Source organism: Streptomyces sp. NPDC058239 (assembly GCF_042882185.1).
GTDB lineage: Bacteria > Actinomycetota > Actinomycetes > Streptomycetales > Streptomycetaceae > Streptomyces.
Genome location: NZ_JBHVWS010000028.1, coordinates 96,097 through 115,129, shown reverse-complemented (window position 1 = coordinate 115,129; position 19,033 = coordinate 96,097). Strand labels below are relative to the sequence as shown.

The 19,033-nt window shown below is 71.6% G+C and carries 14 protein-coding genes and 2 tRNA genes; 6 read left to right on the top strand and 10 right to left on the bottom strand.

Translation table 11 applies throughout. The annotated features are described in order from the left end of the window. Positions 1-68: 68 nt before the first annotated feature. The 3 genes from ACFVYE_RS27220 to ACFVYE_RS27210 are packed head-to-tail and all read left to right on the top strand — an operon-like array spanning position 69 to position 2,368. Positions 69-884, top strand: coding sequence for a YceI family protein (locus tag ACFVYE_RS27220; protein ID WP_389607530.1), 816 nt, complete (start codon positions 69-71; stop codon positions 882-884). Between the two features lie 9 nt (positions 885-893). Next, positions 894-1,364, top strand: coding sequence for a PPOX class F420-dependent oxidoreductase (locus ACFVYE_RS27215; RefSeq protein WP_383974084.1), 471 nt, complete (start codon positions 894-896; stop codon positions 1,362-1,364). Positions 1,365-1,405: 41 nt separating this feature from the next. Next, the gene (locus ACFVYE_RS27210; protein WP_383974087.1) at positions 1,406-2,368 is read left to right on the top strand and encodes an NAD(P)-dependent oxidoreductase; all 963 of its coding nucleotides are present in this window, start codon (positions 1,406-1,408) and stop codon (positions 2,366-2,368) included. A gap of 15 nt (positions 2,369-2,383) precedes the next feature. Here ACFVYE_RS27210 and ACFVYE_RS27205 read toward each other — a convergent pair whose 3' ends face one another. Together ACFVYE_RS27205 and ACFVYE_RS27200 are read right to left on the bottom strand one after the other, a co-directional pair. Next, entirely contained in the window at positions 2,384-3,142 is a 759-nt protein-coding gene (locus ACFVYE_RS27205) for a TetR/AcrR family transcriptional regulator (RefSeq protein ID WP_383974091.1), read from the bottom strand. 94 nt (positions 3,143-3,236) lie between these two features. After that, on the bottom strand, positions 3,237-4,766 hold the full coding sequence (locus ACFVYE_RS27200) for an MFS transporter (RefSeq protein ID WP_383974094.1): 1,530 nt from the start codon (positions 4,764-4,766) through the stop codon (positions 3,237-3,239). Positions 4,767-4,894: 128 nt separating this feature from the next. Between ACFVYE_RS27200 and ACFVYE_RS27195 the strand changes: the two genes are divergently transcribed. After that, positions 4,895-5,752, top strand: coding sequence for an endonuclease/exonuclease/phosphatase family protein (locus ACFVYE_RS27195; RefSeq protein ID WP_383974097.1), 858 nt, complete (start codon positions 4,895-4,897; stop codon positions 5,750-5,752). 4 nt (positions 5,753-5,756) lie between these two features. Here the strand turns inward: ACFVYE_RS27195 and ACFVYE_RS27190 are convergent, their stop codons facing one another. From ACFVYE_RS27190 to ACFVYE_RS27155, 8 genes are all read right to left on the bottom strand, one after another. Beyond that, entirely contained in the window at positions 5,757-7,964 is a 2,208-nt protein-coding gene (locus ACFVYE_RS27190; RefSeq protein WP_383974100.1) for an ArnT family glycosyltransferase, read from the bottom strand. Continuing rightward, positions 7,961-9,292, bottom strand: coding sequence for a glycosyltransferase (locus tag ACFVYE_RS27185; protein ID WP_383974103.1), 1,332 nt, complete (start codon positions 9,290-9,292; stop codon positions 7,961-7,963). Before ACFVYE_RS27185 ends, ACFVYE_RS27190 begins: the two co-directional genes overlap by 4 nt. Positions 9,293-9,318: 26 nt before the next feature. Further along, a complete protein-coding gene (locus tag ACFVYE_RS27180) occupies positions 9,319-10,872 on the bottom strand; it encodes a sensor histidine kinase (RefSeq protein WP_389607529.1) in 1,554 nt (517 codons plus the stop codon). 4 nt (positions 10,873-10,876) lie between these two features. After that, positions 10,877-11,617 carry a response regulator transcription factor gene (locus tag ACFVYE_RS27175; protein WP_383974108.1) on the bottom strand — a complete coding sequence of 247 codons (741 nt, stop codon included), beginning with the start codon at positions 11,615-11,617 and terminating at the stop codon, positions 10,877-10,879. Between the two features lie 78 nt (positions 11,618-11,695). Beyond that, positions 11,696-12,574: an amidohydrolase family protein gene (locus ACFVYE_RS27170; protein ID WP_383974110.1), complete on the bottom strand. Its 879-nt coding sequence runs from the start codon at positions 12,572-12,574 to the stop codon at positions 11,696-11,698. Positions 12,575-12,608: 34 nt separating this feature from the next. Further along, a complete protein-coding gene (locus ACFVYE_RS27165; protein WP_383974113.1) occupies positions 12,609-13,490 on the bottom strand; it encodes a DUF2797 domain-containing protein in 882 nt (293 codons plus the stop codon). A 79-nt stretch (positions 13,491-13,569) separates the two neighbouring features. Next, positions 13,570-13,642 (bottom strand) — tRNA-Arg (locus ACFVYE_RS27160). A 273-nt stretch (positions 13,643-13,915) separates the two neighbouring features. After that, positions 13,916-14,006 (bottom strand) — tRNA-Ser (locus ACFVYE_RS27155). Positions 14,007-14,245: 239 nt separating this feature from the next. Here ACFVYE_RS27155 and ACFVYE_RS27150 point away from each other — a divergent pair. Together ACFVYE_RS27150 and ACFVYE_RS27145 are read left to right on the top strand one after the other, a co-directional pair. Then, positions 14,246-14,701 (top strand): SSI family serine proteinase inhibitor, encoded by a 456-nt coding sequence (locus ACFVYE_RS27150; RefSeq protein ID WP_383974116.1) that lies wholly within the window; start codon positions 14,246-14,248, stop codon positions 14,699-14,701. 215 nt (positions 14,702-14,916) lie between these two features. Next, complete coding sequence (locus tag ACFVYE_RS27145) at positions 14,917-18,969, top strand: PAS domain-containing protein (RefSeq protein ID WP_389607528.1); 4,053 nt, start codon at positions 14,917-14,919, stop codon at positions 18,967-18,969. The last annotated feature ends 64 nt before the right edge of the window (positions 18,970-19,033 follow it).

The following is a 19,033-nucleotide window of genomic DNA, read 5'->3' as shown; positions in this document are numbered from 1 at the left end:
GGGGACGGCCTGCCGTCCCCGCCCCGGGGCCCGACTCATTGAGTCATTGAGCAAGGAGAGAAAACGGGATGGGACTTCGCGCACAGGTACGGACGCGGGACGGCTGGGCGGTCCAGCACGCGGTCGTGACGGTCACCGACATGACCGGCGCTCAGGTGCTGCGGGCGACTGCCGACGAGGACGGGGCGGTGCGGACCGACACTCCCCTGCAGGCCGGCGCGTACACAGTGATCGTCACGGCGGTCGGGTACGCCCCCGCCGCCTCCACCGCCCTCGTCACGGCGAGCGGACGGGTCGAGGCCGGCACGGTTGTGCTGGCCCGCCAGGGCGGTGTGGAGCTGCCGCCGCCGGGCGCCTGGTCGCTGGACCCGGCGCACTCCTCGGTGGCCGCGGTCGCGCAGCACCTGGGGATCTCCAGCGTGCACGGCCGGTTCACCGAGTTCGGCGGCCGGATCGAGATCGCCGAGGACGTCGCGCAGTCCCGGGTCGACGCCGTCATCAGCGCGGCCAGCATCGACACCGGAAACAGCATGCGCGACAAGCACCTGCGCTCGCCGGACTTCCTGGACTCGGACCGGTTCCCGGAGATCACGTACCGCTCCAGCGGACTGACCCCGGCAGGACCCGACCGCTGGCTCGTCCACGGCGAACTGTCGCTGCACGGCGTCGTGCGGCCGGTCGACCTGAACCTGAGCTACCTCGGGACGGGCCCGGACCCGTGGGGCGGGGTGCGTGCGGCGTTCAGCGCAACGGCGGAGCTGCGCCGCGAGGACTTCGCCATGAACTACAACCAGGTGGTGCAGGCGGGCATCTCGGCGATCGGTACGACGCTGCGGGTGGAGCTCGACATCCAGGCCGTGCAGGGTGCGTCCCTGCCGTCGTAGTCTGCGGAGATGGCACCCAACATCGCGACGAACACCGCCGTGGAACTCGACGAGTTGCTGGCTTTCGTACGGCCCAGGCACCGGGCGATCCTGCTGACCACCCGGTCCGACGGCCGCCCCCAGGGCTCCCCGCTGGCCTGCGGCGTCGACGACGCAGGACGGATCGTCGTCTCGACCTACCCCGAACGGGCCAAGACCCGCAACGCGAAACGGGACGAGCGGGTCAGCGTGATCGTCCTGTCCGACGACTGGAACGGGCCGTGGGTGCAGATCGACGGCTCGGCCGAGGTGATCGACTCACCGGATTCGGTCGAGCCGCTCGTCGAGTACTTCCGGAACATCTCGGGTGAGCACCCGGACTGGGACGAGTACCGGGCGGCGATGGTGAAGCAGGGGAAGTCGATCATCCGGATCACTCCGGAGCGCTGGGGTCCGGTCGCAACCGGCGGCTTCCCCGCCCACCTGGCGCCCGGCAGCTGACTGCTGTCTGCCGTCTGCCGTCTGCCGGATACGTTTCCCGTATGCCTTCCCGAATACATGCGCACGTTCCGGCGCCGGGCCTGCTCGCGCGGGCCCGGCTGCTGACCGCGCCGACGCTGAACGCTTCCGTCGTCCGCGAACTGGAGCGGATCACCGGCCGCCCCGTGGAACAGGGTTCTTCGGGCGCAGCTCCTCAGGAGCCCTTCATCTATGTCGGGGCCTCGCTGCCGGACTCGCTTCGGAGCGGGTCGCTGGTGTGGTTCCACAGCGTGAACGCCGGTACGGACGCCCTGCTGGCCGCCGGGCCGTGGCCGTCCGGGGCGCTTCTCACCCGGACGGTGGGCCGCATGGGGGAGCGGATCGCCCAGTACGTGCTGGCCTGGGTGCTCGCCGACTGCCAGTCCGTCCCCGAATTCGCCGCTCAGCACGCACGGGCCGAGTGGCGCCGTATCCCCTCCGAGCTCGCCGCCGGCCGAACGGCCGTGATCTACGGGACCGGCCGCATCGGTTCGGCCGTCGCCGCCCTGCTGCGCGGGTGCGGCATCCGGACCGTGGGCGTGGGGCGCGGGGCGCGTACGGCACCGGCGGGCTTCGACCGGGTCGTCGGGGCGGACGACGACGCGCGGCCGCTCACCGAGGCGCGGTGGGTGGTCTCCACGCTGCCGCTGACCCCCGCGACGGACGGGTTCTTCGGGACGGACCGCTTCGCGGGCATGGACGGCGCCACGTTCATCAATGTCGGCCGGGGCACGACGGTGGACATGCGCGCGCTGGAGGCCGCGCTGCACGCCGGTGCGGTGGGGCGCGCGGTGCTCGACGTACTGCCCGAGGAGCCTGCCGCGCCCGGCGACCGGTGCTGGCAGCTGCCCCGTACGGTGATCACCTCGCACTCCGCGGGCATCACGGCGGACGAGGACATCGTCATCGACTTCGCCGCGTGCTGGGAGGCGATGGCGCAGGGGCGGGTGCCGGGGACGGCCGTGGATGTGAGGCGCGGGTACTGAGGGACGAACGAGGCCTCAGCGGTCCCGCATCGCCTCGATGCCCGCGATCAGCAGGTCCAGGGCGAAGGTGAAGTCCCGGTCGCGCATCTCCTCGACCGTGTCGCCGCCGCGGGCGTCCATCAGGTCCTGCGAGGACTCGACGATCCGGCTGAACTGCGGCTGGCTCCGGATGGCGCTCATCGCCTGCTGGAAGAACTCGTCCTGGCTGACCCCCGTCTCCGCGCTGCGCTGCACGAAGTGGGCCTCGATGGTGCCGAATCCGTACACGAACTGGAAGACTGCGGAGAGGGCGCCCGTCTGCTGGTGCAGCGGCAGCCCCGTCGCCCGGATCACGTCCTGGACAGCGTGCGAGAACAGCATCGAGTGCGGGCCCATGTTGAGGAAGTGGCCGGCGAGCGGCGACACCCAGACATGCCGGACCAGCAGTTCCCGGTAGGAGATGGCCAGTTCACGCAGGCGTTCGTGCCAGTGCGCGCCCTCGGGTGGGGGCGCGACCTCGCTGTAGACCGAGTCGAGGGCCAGCTCCAGCAGATCGTCCTTGGTGTCCACGTACCAGTAGAGGGACATCGCGGTGACGTCCAGCTCGGCCGCGAGCCGGCGCATGGAGAACTTGGCGAGGCCCTCCGCGTCCAGCAGCCGGACGGTGGCCGCGGTGATCCTGTCCCGGTCGAGACCGGCCGGCTGGTCCGATCTACGGGTGCGCGACGGTGCCCTCCGGTCCAGCCACACACTGGTCCTGGCGGGGTTCTTCACACGGTCGGCCGCGGACACCATGGCGCACTCTCCTCGTCTTGCCGGCGGGACGAACCGGATGCGTACCCATGCGCACGAAGCGGATTCGTACGGTTCGATGCGCCCCGCCTCGATGCTATGCCGCTGCCGCTGCCCCGGCCGAGTCCGCCCGAGCAGATTCTGCCCGCTCCGCGCGGCGCAGAAGCGCCGCGGCCAGCAGGCCGCCGGCCAGCACCGCCACCGCTCCGACCAGCTGGCTGGTCTCCAGTCCCGAGGCGAAGGCGTCCGTGATCCGCGCCCGCTCCCCGTCATCGGCGGCCGACGCCAGCGCGGCGGGCAGCGAGGCGGCCCCGACGGCCGCCGGCACGAGCGCTGCGAACCGGGAGTTGAGCACCGCGCCGAGGACGGCGACCCCCAGACCGTTGCCGAACTCGGCGAGCGTGCCGTTGACCCCCGCACCCACGCCCGCCTTCTCCGGCGGAATGGCGCTCATGATCGCGTTGGCCATGGCGGGCATGGCGAGCGCGATACCCGCGCCCATCACGACCAGGCCGAGCAGCATGCCGCCGTAGCCGTCGCCGCCGAGCAGCGCGATCGCGGCGAGACCCGCGGCCAGCAGGCTCATCCCGGCCGCGATGGTGACGGGCGTGCCCAGCTTGGGCACCAGCCTGGCCCCCAGTCCGGTGAGGTTGAGCGCGACGACGCTCAGCGCCAGCGGAGCCGTACGCAGACCGGCCTCCAGCGGCTCGTAGCCGAGGACGAACTGAAGCTGCTGAGTGAGCAGGAAGAGCGAGCCACCCATCCCGAACGCGACCAGGATCGCGCCCGCGACCGCCCCGATGAACTTCTGGTTGCGGAAGAAGTGCATGTCCAGCATCGGGTACGGGATGTGCAGCTCCCACACCACGAACCCGGCGAGGACGGCGACCCCGATGAAGGCGGTCAGCAGCACCTGGCCCGACGTCCAGCCGTGCTCCGGGCCGGAGATGATCGCGTACACGACGGATGCCATACCTATGGTGGAGAGCAGCGCGCCGAGCAGGTCGGGGCGCTCGCCACTGGGGTTCTTGGACTCCGGGACGAGCCGGACGACGGCAACCAGACCGACGACCGCGACGGGGATGTTGATCAGGAAGATCGCACCCCACCAGAAGTGGTCGAGCATCACTCCGCCGACCAGCGGTCCGACGGCGAAGCCGAGCGAGCTGACGGTCGACCAGATCCCGATCGCCTTGACCCGCTCGGAGTCGTCGAAGATCTGCACGACGACGGCCAGAGTCGTCGTCATCAGCAGCGCACCGCCGATTCCCATACCCGCCCGGGCGGCGATCAGCTGCGCGGACGACTGGGCCAGTCCGGCCGCCAGCGAACCGATGCCGAACAGGGCGAGCCCCGCGACCAGCATTTTCTTGCGGCCGTAGCGGTCGGCAGAGCTGCCGGCCGTGAGCAGCAGACCCGACTGGACCAGTGAATAGGCGTTGATCATCCACTGCACATCGGCGGTGGAGGCGTCCAGCTCCCGGGTGAGGGAGGGGATGGCGACGTTGAGAACGGTGTTGTCGAGCAGCACGGTGAGCTGGGCGAGGCAGATGACGCCGAGGATCAACCAGCGTTGCGGGTGGCTCGGCGGCGAGAGGTGGTTCTGCTCGGCGACGGTCGCCGTCATGCGGACTCCTGATGCCTTATACGGTGTACGAGGAAGAGTTATACACCGTATAGGCGCCCCCATACGGTGTACAACTCATTTCCGCGCGGTACCGTGCTCGCCGCTGATCCGACAAGGACTGGAGTGGTATGTCACTGCGTCGTCGTACGGTGGAAGTACTCATCGCGGCGGGCCTGTTGGGCACCGCCGTCGCGCCCCCGGCATCGGCCGCCGGGCAGGGGCACGCGGTCCCGCTGCGCGTGGCCACGTACAACATCCATGCAGGCGCCGGCATGGACAATGTCTTCGATCTCGACCGGCAGACCGCCGAGCTCCGCTCACTGGACGCCGATGTGATCGGGCTCCAGGAGGTCGACGTCCACTGGGGCACCCGCAGCGAGTGGCGCGATCTGGCGGCCGAGCTGGCCGAGCGGCTGCACATGCAGGTCTCGTTCGCCCCGATCTACAGCCTCGACCCCGATACTCCAGGTGCGCCCCGGCGCGAGTTCGGTGTCGCGGTGCTGTCCAGGTACCGGATCGTGAGCGCCGAGAACCACGAGATCACCCGGCTCTCCACCCAGGACCCGAACCCGGTTCCGGCCCCCGCGCCCGGCTTCGGCGAGGTGGTCCTGCGGGTGAAGGGGCTGCCCGTGCATGTGTATGTGACGCACCTCGACTACCGCGGCGACCCGTCCGTACGGACCGCCCAGGTCGCCGACACCCGCCGGGTCATGGCCGAGGACGAGGCACCGGGACGGCAGAAGGTGCGGCAGATCCTGCTCGGCGACTTCAACGCGGCACCGGCCGCGCCCGAACTCGCCCCGCTGTGGGAGGAGCTGACGGACATCGAGCCCGGCGGGCCGACGTACCCGGCGCAGGATCCGGTGCAGCGGATCGACTATGTGGCGGTGTCGAAGGATTCCGTACGGGTACGCGACGCGGCGGTGGCCGAGACGCTCGCCTCGGACCACCGCCCGGTTGTCGCGGATCTGCTGCTGTGGCGCTGAGCCTCTACTCTCCGCTCTTCGGCCGGGTCAGGTCGTAGAACGTGGCGCTGCCGACCGTGACCTCCTTGAAGTTCTCCTCCACCCACGAGGAGATCTGGGACGAGGCGCCGCTGTTGCCGCCGCCTCCGCCCATTCCGCCCGCGACGAAGTAGTGGATCCTGCCGTCCTCGACGTACTTCTTGAACTGGGAGAGCGTCGGGGACGGGTCACTGCCGTTGAAGCCGCCGATCGCCATCACCGGATCGCCGGTGGCGAGTTGGTAGCTCGCCGCGTTCTGTGAGCCGATGGCGGCGGCGGCCCAGGTGTAGTCGCCGGCGTTCTTCTCCAGGAGCTTCTCGGCTGCGGCGCTGACGGACGAGCCGTTGAGCAGACCGCCCATGCCTCCGCCTCCTGGGGTGCCGCCTTCGCCCGTGCCGCCCGGTGCGGTGCCGGGCGAGGTGCCTGTACCGGGTGCGGTGCCGGTACCGGGCATGGCTCCCGGCTGCCGGCCGTTCTGCTGGTTGCCGCCCTGCCCCTGCTGTCCGGTGGGACCGCCGCCCTGGCCGCCCGTCGGGGGCTGACCCATGCCGCCGCCCTGCTGGTTGCCCTGGCCGGGAGGCCGCTTTCCGCCGCCCTTGCCACCGGGGCCGCCCCGGCCGCCGCCGGGACCGCCCATGGAGCTGGCGCCGGACGGACCGGCCGTGACGATCGAGCCCTGATGCCCGGTGTTCAGCGTGCTGAGGGTGTACGCCGTCGGACCGGCCAGCGACGCGACAAGGCTCACCCCTACCGCTGCGAGCGCCAGTTGACGTCCCAGACGCGCGACGAGCAGCAGGCCCGCCGCTCCGGCCAGACCTCCGATGAGGACGGCCCAGCGCAGCCACGGCAGATAGTCCGCAGTCCTTCCCAGCAGGACGTACGACCAGAGCGCGGTCACCGCGACCGTCACGCCGAGCGCTCCACGCGCCCACCACCTGGCCCGCTCCTCCCACAGGACCGTGGCACCCATACCGACGAGCGCCGCGATGTACGGAGCCAGGGCGACCGTGTAGTACTGGTGGAAGATGCCGGCCATGAAGCTGAAGACGACCGTCGTCATCAGCAGCGAGCCGCCCCAGGCGAGGAACGCCGCACGGGCCGTTTCGGTGCGCCTGGCCTTCCAGGTGAGCCAGACGCCCGCGGCGAGCAGGATCAGTGCGGCAGGCAGCAGCCAGGAAATCTGGCTGCCGATCTCGGAGTTGAACATCCGGCCGATGCCGGTCTCCCCCCATTGACCGCCGGACCGACCGCCGCCGCCCCCGCCCCCTCCGACGCTGCCGGTCTCGTCGCCGTTGATCCGGCCGAGGCCGTTGTAGCCGAAGGTCAGCTCCAGGAAGGAGTTGTTCTGGGAGCCGCCGATGTACGGACGCGACGAGGCGGGCCACAGTTCGACGATCGCCACCCACCAGCCGCCCGCGACGACCATCGCGAGCGTCGAGAGCCCCAGTTGACCGAACCGCTTGCGCACGGAGACCGGCGCGAACACCGCGTAGAGCACGGCCAGCGGCGGCAGGATCAGGAATGCCTGCAGGGTCTTGGACAGGAATGCGATACCGACCGCGACACCCGCCCACACCAGCCACTTGGTCCGGCCGTTCTCCATCGCCCGCAGCACGCAGCAGACGGTGACGGTCATCAGCAACGCCAGCAGCGCATCAGGGTTGTTGAAGCGGAACATCAGCGCGGCGACGGGCGTGAGCGCGAACACCGCCATCGCGATCAGTCCGGCGGGGGCGTTGAAACGGCGGCGTACGGCCGCGTACAGCACCCCGGCCGTGGCCACCCCCATCAGCACCTGCGGAACCAGAACCGCCCACGAACTGAGGCCGAAGATCCGCACCGACAGGGCCATCGGCCAGAGCGTGGCCGGGGGCTTGTCGACAGTGATCGCGTTGGCCGCGTCCAGCGAGCCGAAGAAGAAGGCCTTCCAGCTCTGGCTGCCGGCCTGGACGGCCGCGGAGTAGAAGGAGTTGGCGTACCCGGAGGCACTGAGGTTCCACAGGTACGCGAGCGCGATGACCAGCAGCATGGCCAGGAAGGCGGGCCGCGCCCAGCGCGGGTCCTCGGGCCTGCCCCGCCACACGCGGTGCGCCAAGGGCTTGTTCGGTCGCGCGTGGCCGCCCCCGGCGGCCGGTGCCTGGGGCGTCGGCGCATCCGGCGGGGCCGGAAGGTGGTCGGGTCGCAGCGTGGTCATCGGACGTTCCCCAGTTCGTGGTGAGTGTCATCGGCGCGCCCGGCCGAGGCGGGAGCCGCGGAAGCCGCAGGCCCCCCGGAGGCCCGCTCCGGGAAGACCCAGGCGCGGAAGAGCAGGAACCGCAGCACCGTCGCCGCGAGGTTGGCCGCGATCAGTACGGCGAGTTCCGTGCCGTGCGAGGGCGATCCGGACGCCGCTCCCAGTGCGGCCAGCGAGCCACTGGTCAGCGCGAGACCGATGGCGAAGACGACCAGGCCCTGCGCCTGGTGCCGTACGGCTCCGCCCCGGCCGCGTACGCCGAAGGTGAGCCTCCGGTTGGCTGCCGTATTGGCGACGGCGGACACCAGCAGCGCGCCGCCGTTGGCGATCTGCGGGCCGACACCCAGCCGGAAAAGCGAGTACAGGGCGAGATAGAAAAGCGTGGAGAGCGCGCCGACGACACAGAATCCGACGAGCTGCCGGGCCAGGCCGCGCGGCACCCCGCTCAGAGCGCGGTCGCGCGGATCGTCCCCGAAGGGCCTCGCCAGCCGGTCCAGCGGCAGTGCGCCGACCGCCAGCGCCCGCCCCACCCGCCACACGCCTTTCAGATCCTCGGTCGCGGTCCGCACGATGTGGACGGTGGAGTCGGGATCGTCGACCCAGTCGACCGGCACCTCGTGGATACGCAGCCCGGCGCGCTCGGCGAGCACCAGCATCTCGGTGTCGAAGAACCACCCCGTGTCCTCGACCATCGGCAGCAGCCGCTGCGCGACCTCACGTCGGATGGCCTTGAATCCGCACTGCGCATCGCTGAACCGGGCGGCCAGCGACGAGCGGAGAATGAGGTTGTAGGCGCGCGAGATGAACTCCCGCTTCGATCCGCGCACCACCCGCGAGCTACGGGCCAGCCGTGAACCGATCGCCAGGTCCGAGTGGCCCGAGATCAGCGGCGCGACCAGCGGCAGCAGCGCGTTGAGGTCGGTGGAGAGATCGACGTCCATGTACGCCAGGACCGGGGCGTCCGAGTGCGACCAGACGGTACGCAGCGCCCGCCCGCGGCCCTTCTCCTCCAGCCGGTACGACCGCACCCGGGGCAGCGCCGCCGCGAGCCGCGCCGCCACCTGCGGTGTCCGGTCGGTGCTCGCGTTGTCCGCGACGGTGATCCGGAAGGCGTACGGGAAGGTGCGCGCCAGATGGTCGTGCAGGCGCAGCACACACGGTTCGAGGTCCTTCTCCTCGTTGTAGACGGGTACCACCACATCGAGTACGGGTGCACCTGCCGCATCGACCGCTCCGGCGAGGAGGTGGTCCCGTGCCGGCAGGGTGCTCCAAGGCGTGTCGGTTCGCATGCCATCGACACTCGCCGGCCCCGCTGTCACGCCGATGTGCTGAGCCTGTCCCCCTGCTGTGAGTGCGGAGCAACTGCGGGAACCGCGGGCAGATGGACGGCGAACACCGTGTGCCCCGGGACCGAGGCCACCTCCACCCGGCCGCCGTGTGCGACGACGACGGCCTGCACGATGGCGAGACCGAGCCCGGTGGAACCCGCGTGGCGGGAGCGCGAGGCATCACCGCGCGCGAACCGTTCGAAGGCATGCGGCAGCAGCTCCGGCGGAATGCCGGGCCCGTTGTCCTGGACCTCCAGCGTCACCCAGGGGTGGCCGGGCGTGGCACGCACCCGCGCGGTGACGGTGGTGCCGGGCGGGGTGTGCGTACGGGCGTTCGCCAGCAGATTGACCAGCACCTGATGGAGCCGGGTCGGATCGCCGTACACGGTCGCGGGCTCGTCCGGCAGTTCGAGGCGCCAGTGGTGATCCCCCTGCCCGGCGGCGCGGGCATCGCTCACCGCGTCGACGACGACCGGCGAGAGATCGGTGCTCTCGTGACTCAGCGGGCGCCCGGCATCCAGGCGGGCGAGCAGCAGCAGATCCTCCACCATGCCCGTCATCCGCTCCGCCTCGGACTCGATCCGCCCCAGGGCATGCCGGGTGTCGGGGCCGGTCTCCTCGCGGCCGCGCCGGGTCAGTTCGGCGTATCCGCGGATCGAGGCCAGCGGGGTGCGCAGCTCATGGCTGGCGTCCGCGACGAACTGGCGTACCCGCATCTCGCTCTCCTGCCGCACCGCCAGCGCCGAACCGACATGACCCAGCATCCGGTTGAGCGCCGCGCCCACCTTCCCGACCTCGGTCCGCGGATCGGCCTCGGCCTCCGGGACGCGCTCCAGGAGGGCCACCTCGCCGCTGTGCAGCGGGAGTTCGGATACCCGGGTCGCGGTCGCGGCGACCCGGCGCAGCGGCCGCAGCGCGACACCGACCATGGCGGCGCCCGCGATACCGGCCGCGATCAGACCGGCTCCGGTGACACAGACCTCGACGAGGATCAGGGTGGTGAGGGCGGAGCTCACCTCGGCGGCGGGGATGCCGACGAGGATCGTCGTCCCCTGCGGGCCCGTGACGGCCTCCACCCGGTTGGAGCCGAGTCCGGGCAGGTCGATGCTCTGCGCCCCGCCCCCGACAGGGGTGTCCGCCGCTTCCAGGGCGCTCTGCTGGGCGCCGGTCATCGGCTGCCCGCTGTCCTCGGTCCCCAGCCCCGGCGTGGTGGTGCTCTCCGCGACCACCCTCGACTCGGTGACCGCGCCGTCCGACAGAACGGCCCCGAAGGCGCCGACGGGCAGCCCGCGCGCGTCGACGAAGGCCAGCGGGTCGTCGCTCTGCTGTGCACCGCCGGGCATCGGTCCCCCGGCACCGAGGGGCGGCTTGGAGGCCCGCATGGCGATGGAATGCAGCTGGTCGTCGAGCTTGCCGTACATATAGCTGCGGAAGGCGATGGTGGTGACCGAGCCGATGACCGCGGCGACCACGGCGATCAGCGTCACCGCCGAGACCACGAGCCGGGTCCGCAGCGTCCACGGGCCCCGCCGCCGGTTCACGCGCCTACTCACCGGGCTTGATGAGGTATCCCGCCCCGCGCCGGGTGTGGATCATCGGCGACCGTCCGGCGTCGATCTTCTTGCGCAGATAGGAGATGTACAGCTCGACGACGTTCGCCTGCCCGCCGAAGTCGTAGTTCCACACCCGGTCCAGGATCTGCGCCTTGCTCAGCACCCGCCGCGGATTGCGCATCAGGAAGCGCAGCAGCTCGAACTCGGTCGCCGTGAGGTGGATGGACGTTCCGCCCCGGCTCACCTCATGGCTGTCCTCGTCGAGCATCAGATCGCCGACGACGAGCGTCGACTCGCTGCGTACGGCCGCCGTGCCGGACCGCCGGATCAGCCCGCGCAGCCGCGCCACGACCTCCTCCAGACTGAACGGCTTGGTGACGTAGTCGTCGCCGCCCGCCGTGAGCCCGGCGATCCGGTCCTCCACCGCGTCGCGCGCGGTCAGGAACAGCACGGGGACCTCGGAGAGCTCCCGCCGCAGTCTGCCGAGTACGGCGAACCCGTCCGTGTCGGGCAGCATCACATCGAGGACCACCGCATCGGGCCGGAAGTCGCGCGCCATCCGCACGGCACCGGCTCCGTCCCCGGCGCTGCGCACCTCCCAGCCCTCGTAACGCAGGGCCATGGAGAGCAGCTCGGCGAGCGGAGCCTCGTCGTCCACCACCAGCACACGGACGGGGCTGCGGTCCGCCCTCAGCAGTTCGGTACGCCCCTGGGGCGAGGTCGTCGTCGTCATGCCTCAACCCTGTGAGGCTCCTCTGAGAGGGTCCTTTCCCGATTCTGTGAATTCCCTGAGAAAGCCCCTCATGGACCGTCAGTCCACGGCGAACAACGTGCTCGCGTTCCCGTGACAGACCGCGCGCAGCCAGTCGTCCCCCAGCTCCAGCCGTTCCAGCGCGTGCAGCTGATGCGCGTACGGATACGGGATGTTCGGGAAGTCCGTCCCCAGCAGAATCCGGTCCCCGAGCGCCGCGAGCCGCCCCCGCTCGGACACCGGGAACGGCGTGAAGTCCTCCGTGAAGTCCGTGAACGCCATCGTCGTATCGAGCCGTACCTCCGGGTACGGCTCCGCCAGCGCGAGGAACTCCGTGTACTCCGGCATCCCCATGTGCGCCACGATCAGCCGCAGCCGCGGATGCCGGGCGAGCAGCCGGCCGACCGGTTCGGGCCCCGTGTACTTGCCGGGCGCCGGCCCGGAGCCGCAGTGCATCACCACCGGAACCCCGGCCTCCGCGAGCAGCCCCCACACCGGCTCCAGCAGTGGGTCGTTGGCGTCGTACGCGCCGACCTGAAGGTGCGACTTGAAGACCCGGGCCCCCGCCTCCACGGCCTCTCGTACATACCGCTCCACACCCTCCTCCGGGAAGAACGTCGCGGTGTGCAGACAGTCCGGCACCCGGCGCGCGAAGTCGGCCGCCCAGCCGTTCAGCCAGGCCGCCATGCCGGCCTTGTGCGGGTAGAGCATCGAGGTGAACCGGAGCACGCCGAACGAGCGCAGCAGCGCGAGGCGTTCGTCCTCGTCGTGCCGGTACTCGATCGGCCACTCCATCCCGGTCAGCGGCCCCGCGGAGTCGAAGTACGCCCAGACCTTGCGGAGCACCCGCTCCGGCATGAAGTGCGTATGGACATCGATGATCCCGGGCAGCCCCAGCCGTTCCCAGAACCGCACGACGTCGTCGGCGTCACCACTCATCGCGCACCCCTTTCACCGTCCGGCCCCGACGATCTCAGAACAGCCCGCCCTGCACGCCACCGCCCCCGATGTCGGCCACCGGCACGCCCACCCCTGCCTGCGCGTCGGCGCCCGCCAGTTCCCACCCGGTCATCAGCCGGGTGTCCAGCACCACGACCCCGTCCGTCACCGTCTCCAGATGCAGATCGGGCCCCGCCGCCGCCACCAGCCGCCCCGCCACCACGCCCCCGTCGGTCAACTCGGTGACCGCCCACGCCACCTCGACCGTGCCGTCAAGGCCGAACAGCCGGGCATGATCGACCGCCTCGAACGGCAACCGCTCCAGCGCCTGAGGCCACCCGGCCCCCTCCAGCGCCGCAGCCCGCCCGTAGAGCTGCGCCACCTCGGCACGCCGCTCCGCCACCCCCGGCAGCACCGCGCGTACGGCCCGTTTCCTGGCGTACGGAATCCGGTCCGGCACCCCGAGCGCCGACCGCAGCAGTTCCTCGGTCCGCCGCGCCGCCATCAAGGGCCCCCGCCCCAGCCAGCTGAACACCACGGCCCCCTGCTCCCGCAGCCTCGCCGCCTCCCGCTCCTCGGCGGTGATCCCGGCCTTCACCATCCCCGGCCCGAACCAGGCGAGATACACGCGGTACGTTCGGGGGTCATCGGGGATCGTGTCGGCGGCCACCGAGTGCGCCCGGTCCAGCCGCGCGCACTCAGGACACCGCGCCCCCGCGCTCCGCCCCGACACCACGGCCTTCACCGGACACGCATTCCCGCGCGCCCCGATGCAACATCGCTCTCCCAGGGCCCGGAAGCCGAGCTCCGTCCCGTAGGACAGCACACTCACCCGAACGGCCCCGCCCCGGCGCCACCCCAGCACGGGCGACCCCTGCGCGTCGGGCCATCGCAGCCCGGTGCACTGCCACCCCATGCGCGAACTCCCGGATTCCGATTCAGGCGGAGGGAATGCCAAGAGGCCCCCGAATGAATCCGGGGGCCTCTTGCCACTGTGCACTCGGCAGGATTCGAACCTGCAACCTTCTGATCCGTAGTCAGATGCTCTATCCGTTAAGCTACGAGTGCCTGCCCGCGGTGTTAACCGCTGGCGTTTACCTCCCGGGCTTTTCTGCCTGGTCGGCGTTGCGGGAACAACATTACATGACCTGCGCCGTAGCGCGAAATCCTTTAGCCACACCACCTCTGACCTGCGAAAACACCCCGTTTGAGGCTGCCGCGGGTGACTGTCCGACTGGACACCCGAGCGAGCCGCGGGCCACCACGGGGTCGTATCCGGACCGCCCGGGTCCGGATACGACCGAAGCCCCGTGTCACTGACACGGGGCTTCGGTGATGAAGCGGAGGCGGAGGGATTTGAACCCTCGATGGGCTTTAAGACCCAAACCGCATTAGCAGTGCGGCGCCATAGACCGGACTAGGCGACGCCTCCAGCACACCTCGCGCGAGCGCGAGTGGTGCGTGCAGATGATGACACAGCTGAGCACTGCGTCACCAATCGCTGCCTACGGTACTAGGCAGTCGGGCACGAGGGCAAAGCGCCTGCGGTTGCGCAACGCCGTGGCGTGCGGAGCGTTAGTGGGACGAGGGAGGCGCCGCCTTCCCGCTCTTCCGTCCGTTCCACCCGCTGTCCCGTCCCTCTCGTCGAAGTGCACGAGCACAGGAGCCCGCATGTTGCGTCGCCTCGCCCTCACCGCCGTCGCGTCTCTCGCCGCGCTGTCCGCCGCCGCGCCGGCCGCGACCGCGGCCACCGCCCCCCTTCCGCTGCCGCTGCCTCTGCTGCTGCACGCCGACGACGCCCGCACCCGGTTGACGGTTACGGTCTCGGGCACGGGAGATCCCGCGGCCGAGGGCGTCTTCGAGCTGAAGTGCGGACCGGCGGGCGGCAGCCACCCGGCGGCGCAGCAGGCCTGCGACCGGCTGGAGGAGCTGGCGGGCGAGGGCGCGGACCCGTTCGCCCCGGTGCCCGGGGACGCGATGTGCACCCAGCAGTTCGGGGGTCCGGCCACCGCCCGGGTCACCGGAATCTGGCGGGGGAGGAGCATCGACACGGCCTTCGACCGGACCAACGGCTGCGCGATCTCGCGCTGGAACGGGCTGCGGCCGGTGCTCCCCAATGTCCGGTGATCAGGAGGCCACATCCCTGTCCAGGGCATATCGAACGTCACGCGACGGGCTGGAGTCGTACACCGTATGCACAGAACCTTGGTGAGAGCTCCCCCTCATCCGCCGCCCCACGCCCCTCCCCTGCCTTTAGACTCCTTCCGTGACAGCCTGCGGCCCGAGGGGCAAGATGGGGCCCGCTGTCGGCAAGGTGCGGTAATCAGGGAGGAAGCGTCGTCGTGAGCAGCAGGCCATCCCGAGGCACTGCTCGCCTCGCAGCCATACTCGATGCACTCCCTGACGGGCTGCTGCTCGTCAATTGCAACGGCACGGTCGTCAACGCCAACACCATCGCGCTGGAAATGTTCGAGACACCGGGCACCGCGCTCGTCGGGCGCGGGCTCCTCGACCTGCTGCCGGAGTTCGACTCCAAGCTGATTCCGGGTTCGATGCGCCGGCCCGAGTCCGCCGACGACCGCGGCCGTACGAAGCCGACGCGGATGACCGCACGGCGGACCGACGGCAACGAGTACCCGGTCGAGGTCACCAGCGCCAGCCTGGAGGACGGGCAGGCCGCGTACAACGACTTCCAGAGCAGTTACAGCGGCAGCTACACGGGTGACGAGCTTCTGATGCTCGTCGTACGGGATCTGTCGGGCACCGTCGACACCGAGGCCGAACTGGCCCGTTCGCAGCGGCAGACCGAAATGATCCTGCGGGCCGCGGCCGAGGGCGTCGTCGGCACGGACACGGACGGCCGGGTCGTCCTGGTCAACCCCGCCGCCGCGCAGATCCTCGGCTTCCGCGCCAGCGATCTGGGTGGCCAGGAGCTGCATCCGCTGATCCTGCACTCGCGGGCGGAGGGCGAGCCGTTCCCGTACGAGGAGTCGCCGCTCGCCGACACCCTCAGGTCCGGCCGCAAGCACCGGGTGCGCGGGCAGGTCCTGTGGTCCAAGAGCGGTGCGCAGGTGCCGGTCGATCTGACCACCGCGCCGGTCCGGGACGGGGACCAGCTGGTCGGTGCGGTCATGACGTTCACCGACCGCAGGCCTTACGAGGAGCTCAGCGAGCAGCACACGGCCGAGGTCGCCGAACTGACCGCGGGCCACACCGCGGAGGTCACCGGACTGACGGAACGGCACAGCGCGGAGCTGGCCGACCGGGCCGAGCGGTACACGGCCGAACTGGAAGCGCAGGCCGAACAGCTGGCGGCGCTCACCGCCCGGCACACCCAGCTCACCGCCGTACTCGGCGAGTCGCTGCGCGGACCGCTGGAGGAGCTGCGCGGCGAACTCTCCACGCTCGCCGCCGACCCGGCCGGCCAGCTGTGGCCGGAGGCCAACCAGATCCTCCACCACCTGGCCGCGGGCTACGCCCGGATGACGACGCTCGTCGACAATGTGCTCGGCTACCAGCGCCTGGACGCCGGCTCGGAGGAGCTGGTCAAGGCGAACGTGCTGCTCGACTCGGTCGTGACGGCCGGCATCGACGCGGCCGTCGAGCTGATCGGTCCCGGGCGCGCCCAGTTCGCGGTGCACGCGCCGCCGATCGAGGCCGAGGTGGACGCGGCCCGGCTGGTGACCGCGCTCGCCCATCTGGTCGCGGATGTCGCCGGGGTCGACTCGACCGGCAAGGCCCGCGTGGTGCCGGGCGGTGGCTACGTCGACTCGACGGTCGTCGTCGCGGCGGCGCAGCGCGGTGAGGTCGTACGGATCGAGGTGCGCGGGCCGTTCGCCGGGGGAGACCCGGTGCATGAGCCGATCGTGCGCGGGATCGTACGGGCGCACGGCGGCGTGCTCCAGACGCACGAGGTGCCGGGAATGAGCGGCAGCGCGTATGTGCTCGAAGTGCCGTTGGGCGCGGGCTCGGGAACGGTGATGCCACCGGCGCCCGAGCCGGAGCCCGAACCCGCGCCGGAGCCGGAGCCGATGGCCGGTCAGGCCGCGCCGGGCGGCGGGCGGCGGCGGGCGCGGCGGGCGTCCACGGACGCGTTCCTGGAGAGCCCTGTGGGCGGTTCCGGGGCGGGGGCCGGGTCCGGGGACGGAGACACCGCGGCGGCCGAGCCGACGGGGCGGCGACGGGCACGTCGCGAGCCCGCGGTGCAGGGCTCGCAGGAGACGCAGGGTGCGCAGAGCGCGCCCAGCCCGCACGAGATCATTCCGGCCCAGCAGAGCGAGGGGTCGGGGCGCAGGCGTGGGCGGCCGAGTCCGGCCGAGACCGGTGCTCAGCAGTCACTTCCGGCTCAGCTGTCCCAGTTGCCCGAGCAGGCACAGGGGCAGAGGCCTGGGCAGCCCGCTGCCGAGCAGCAGGGGCCGGGGCAGGCACTGGCGCTGCCCGCGGCCTCGGCACCGTCCGAGGGGGCGGTGGTGACGGCGGCCGAGGGCGCGCAGGGTGGCGGTGGTCGTCCGCAGCGTGGACAGACCGTGCCTCCGCAGGGCGTTCCGGCCGAGACGCCGATGCCGGTGCCTGCGGGTGGACACCGGGCGCGCCAGGGCGGCGAGAACCAGCTGGCGCTGCCGGCTTCCGCTTCCGCTTCCGCTTCCGAGAGCCTCCCGCAGGCCGGTGACGGTTCGGCGTCGGCGCCTCAGCCGACCGGGCGGCGAGCGCGACGGGCATTGGCGGCCATGCAGGAGCGTTCCGCGCAGGCCGAGCCGACCGGGCCTCGTACCGCGTTCGCGCTCCCGCCCGCGGATGCCGACCGGACCCCGCCCACGGCCGCCGACGCGGACGCGGACGCCTCGCTGCCCGGACGCCACGACGCCGTACGCCTCGCGCCGGACGACAACCACACACCGCCCCAGGAGCACTCCGCAGCGACCGGGCAGCGCCGTGCGCGTCGGGCCGACGCTCCCCAGCAGGCCGGACCGGCCGTCGGGCAGCCTGCGGAGCAGCAGCCCGTGCAGTCCGGCGGCTGGGCGGAGAACGGTTCCTCGGGGCAGGGCCCGGCCGCGCCGACCACGCCCGGCAAGCAGCCCGACGACCGGATCGACAACCACCCCGGCGATCACCCCGCCGATCACCCCGGCAGCCGGTCCGGCGGCGATCCGGAATGGCCCGCGGCCGGCCACACCACGCACACCACCGGCACCACAGCCGTCGCAGGCACCGCTGACGCCACCGGCATCGCGGAGAGCCGTCCGCGCAACACCGCGCCCGTAGCGGACGCGCGCAGGCAGCCGCTGCCCGCGGAGACTCCGATGCCCGGCGGCTCGTCGGACTCGACGCAGGGACGCGCGTTCAGCGTGCGGACGCTCGGGCAGGGTGTGCCGTTCGCCCAGCACATCGCGCACCAGCAGAACCAGACGCTCGGCAGTGCCGGCCGGCGCCGAAAGCTCGCCGCCCCGCCGGAGGGCGAGCGCACCCCGCAGTCCGCACCGTCCCAGTCCGCCGCCGCGCAGGGCCAGGGCCCGGGTTCGGGGCAGTTGCTCTCCGCTCCCGAGGCCGAAGGACGCTCGTACGCCATAGGGGCACCCGACGAGGGCGCCGAGGGGCCGGAGCCGCTGGATGGTCCGGGTGGCGCGGTCGAGGTCGCCAACCGTCCGTCGCCGCAGCCGGTCGACGACGAGCTGCCCCCGGAGCCGCTGGACAACCCGCGTCGGCTGCTCGTCTGGCCCGCGCCCGATGTCTCCACCCAGCAGGCACTGAGCGACCGCGGCTACCGGCCGGTGATCGTGCACTCGCGCGAGGAGGTCGACGCCCAGATCGCGGCGTTCCCCGCCGCGCTCTTCGTCGACCCGCTCACCGGTCCCATCACCCGCAAGGCGCTGCAGTCGCTGCGTCAGGCGGCGGTGGCGGCCGAGGTCCCGGTGCTGGTGACGGCCGGTCTGGGGCAGGCCTCACGGGAGGCCGCATACGGTGCCGACCCGGCCGTGCTCCTCAAGGCGCTCGCCCCGCGCGACAGCGAACAGCATCCGCCGCGAGTGCTGTTGATCGAGGAGCACGAGGAGATCGCGCTGGCGCTGACGGAGACGCTGGAACGCCGCGGTATGCAGGTCGCGCGGGCCTCCACCGACAACGAGGCGGTGGCGCTCGCCACCCGGATGCGGCCCAACCTGGTGGTGATGGACCTGATGCAGGTACGCCGCCGCCGGGCCGGGATCGTCGACTGGCTGCGTGCCAACGGCCAGTTGAACCGGACCCCGCTGGTCGTCTACACCTCCGCCGACATGACCGGGTCGGAACTGCCGAAGCTCAGCTCGGGCGAGGCCGTCCTCTTCCTGGCCGAGCGCTCCACCAGCGACGAGGTGCAGTCGCGCATCGTCGACCTGCTCGCGAAGATCGGCACGAACTGACGCGTACGGACACGCGATACGGACACGGGCGCGAACGGCCGGGCGGACACCCGGAGATGACGAC

Excerpts from the sequence above, each read along its gene's own strand:
- ACFVYE_RS27150 (WP_383974116.1), top strand. The coding sequence starts at position 14,246 with ATGTTGCGTCGCCTCGCCCTCACCGCCGTCGCGTCTCTCGCCGCGCTG.
- ACFVYE_RS27220 (WP_389607530.1), top strand. The coding sequence starts at position 69 with ATGGGACTTCGCGCACAGGTACGGACGCGGGACGGCTGGGCGGTCCAG.
- ACFVYE_RS27170 (WP_383974110.1), bottom strand. The coding sequence starts at position 12,574 with ATGAGTGGTGACGCCGACGACGTCGTGCGGTTCTGGGAACGGCTGGGG.
- ACFVYE_RS27215 (WP_383974084.1), top strand. The coding sequence starts at position 894 with ATGGCACCCAACATCGCGACGAACACCGCCGTGGAACTCGACGAGTTG.
- ACFVYE_RS27200 (WP_383974094.1), bottom strand. The coding sequence starts at position 4,766 with ATGACGGCGACCGTCGCCGAGCAGAACCACCTCTCGCCGCCGAGCCAC.
- ACFVYE_RS27195 (WP_383974097.1), top strand. The coding sequence starts at position 4,895 with ATGTCACTGCGTCGTCGTACGGTGGAAGTACTCATCGCGGCGGGCCTG.
- ACFVYE_RS27210 (WP_383974087.1), top strand. The coding sequence starts at position 1,406 with ATGCCTTCCCGAATACATGCGCACGTTCCGGCGCCGGGCCTGCTCGCG.
- ACFVYE_RS27165 (WP_383974113.1), bottom strand. The coding sequence starts at position 13,490 with ATGGGGTGGCAGTGCACCGGGCTGCGATGGCCCGACGCGCAGGGGTCG.
- ACFVYE_RS27205 (WP_383974091.1), bottom strand. The coding sequence starts at position 3,142 with ATGGTGTCCGCGGCCGACCGTGTGAAGAACCCCGCCAGGACCAGTGTG.
- ACFVYE_RS27175 (WP_383974108.1), bottom strand. The coding sequence starts at position 11,617 with ATGACGACGACGACCTCGCCCCAGGGGCGTACCGAACTGCTGAGGGCG.
- ACFVYE_RS27190 (WP_383974100.1), bottom strand. The coding sequence starts at position 7,964 with ATGACCACGCTGCGACCCGACCACCTTCCGGCCCCGCCGGATGCGCCG.
- ACFVYE_RS27185 (WP_383974103.1), bottom strand. The coding sequence starts at position 9,292 with ATGCGAACCGACACGCCTTGGAGCACCCTGCCGGCACGGGACCACCTC.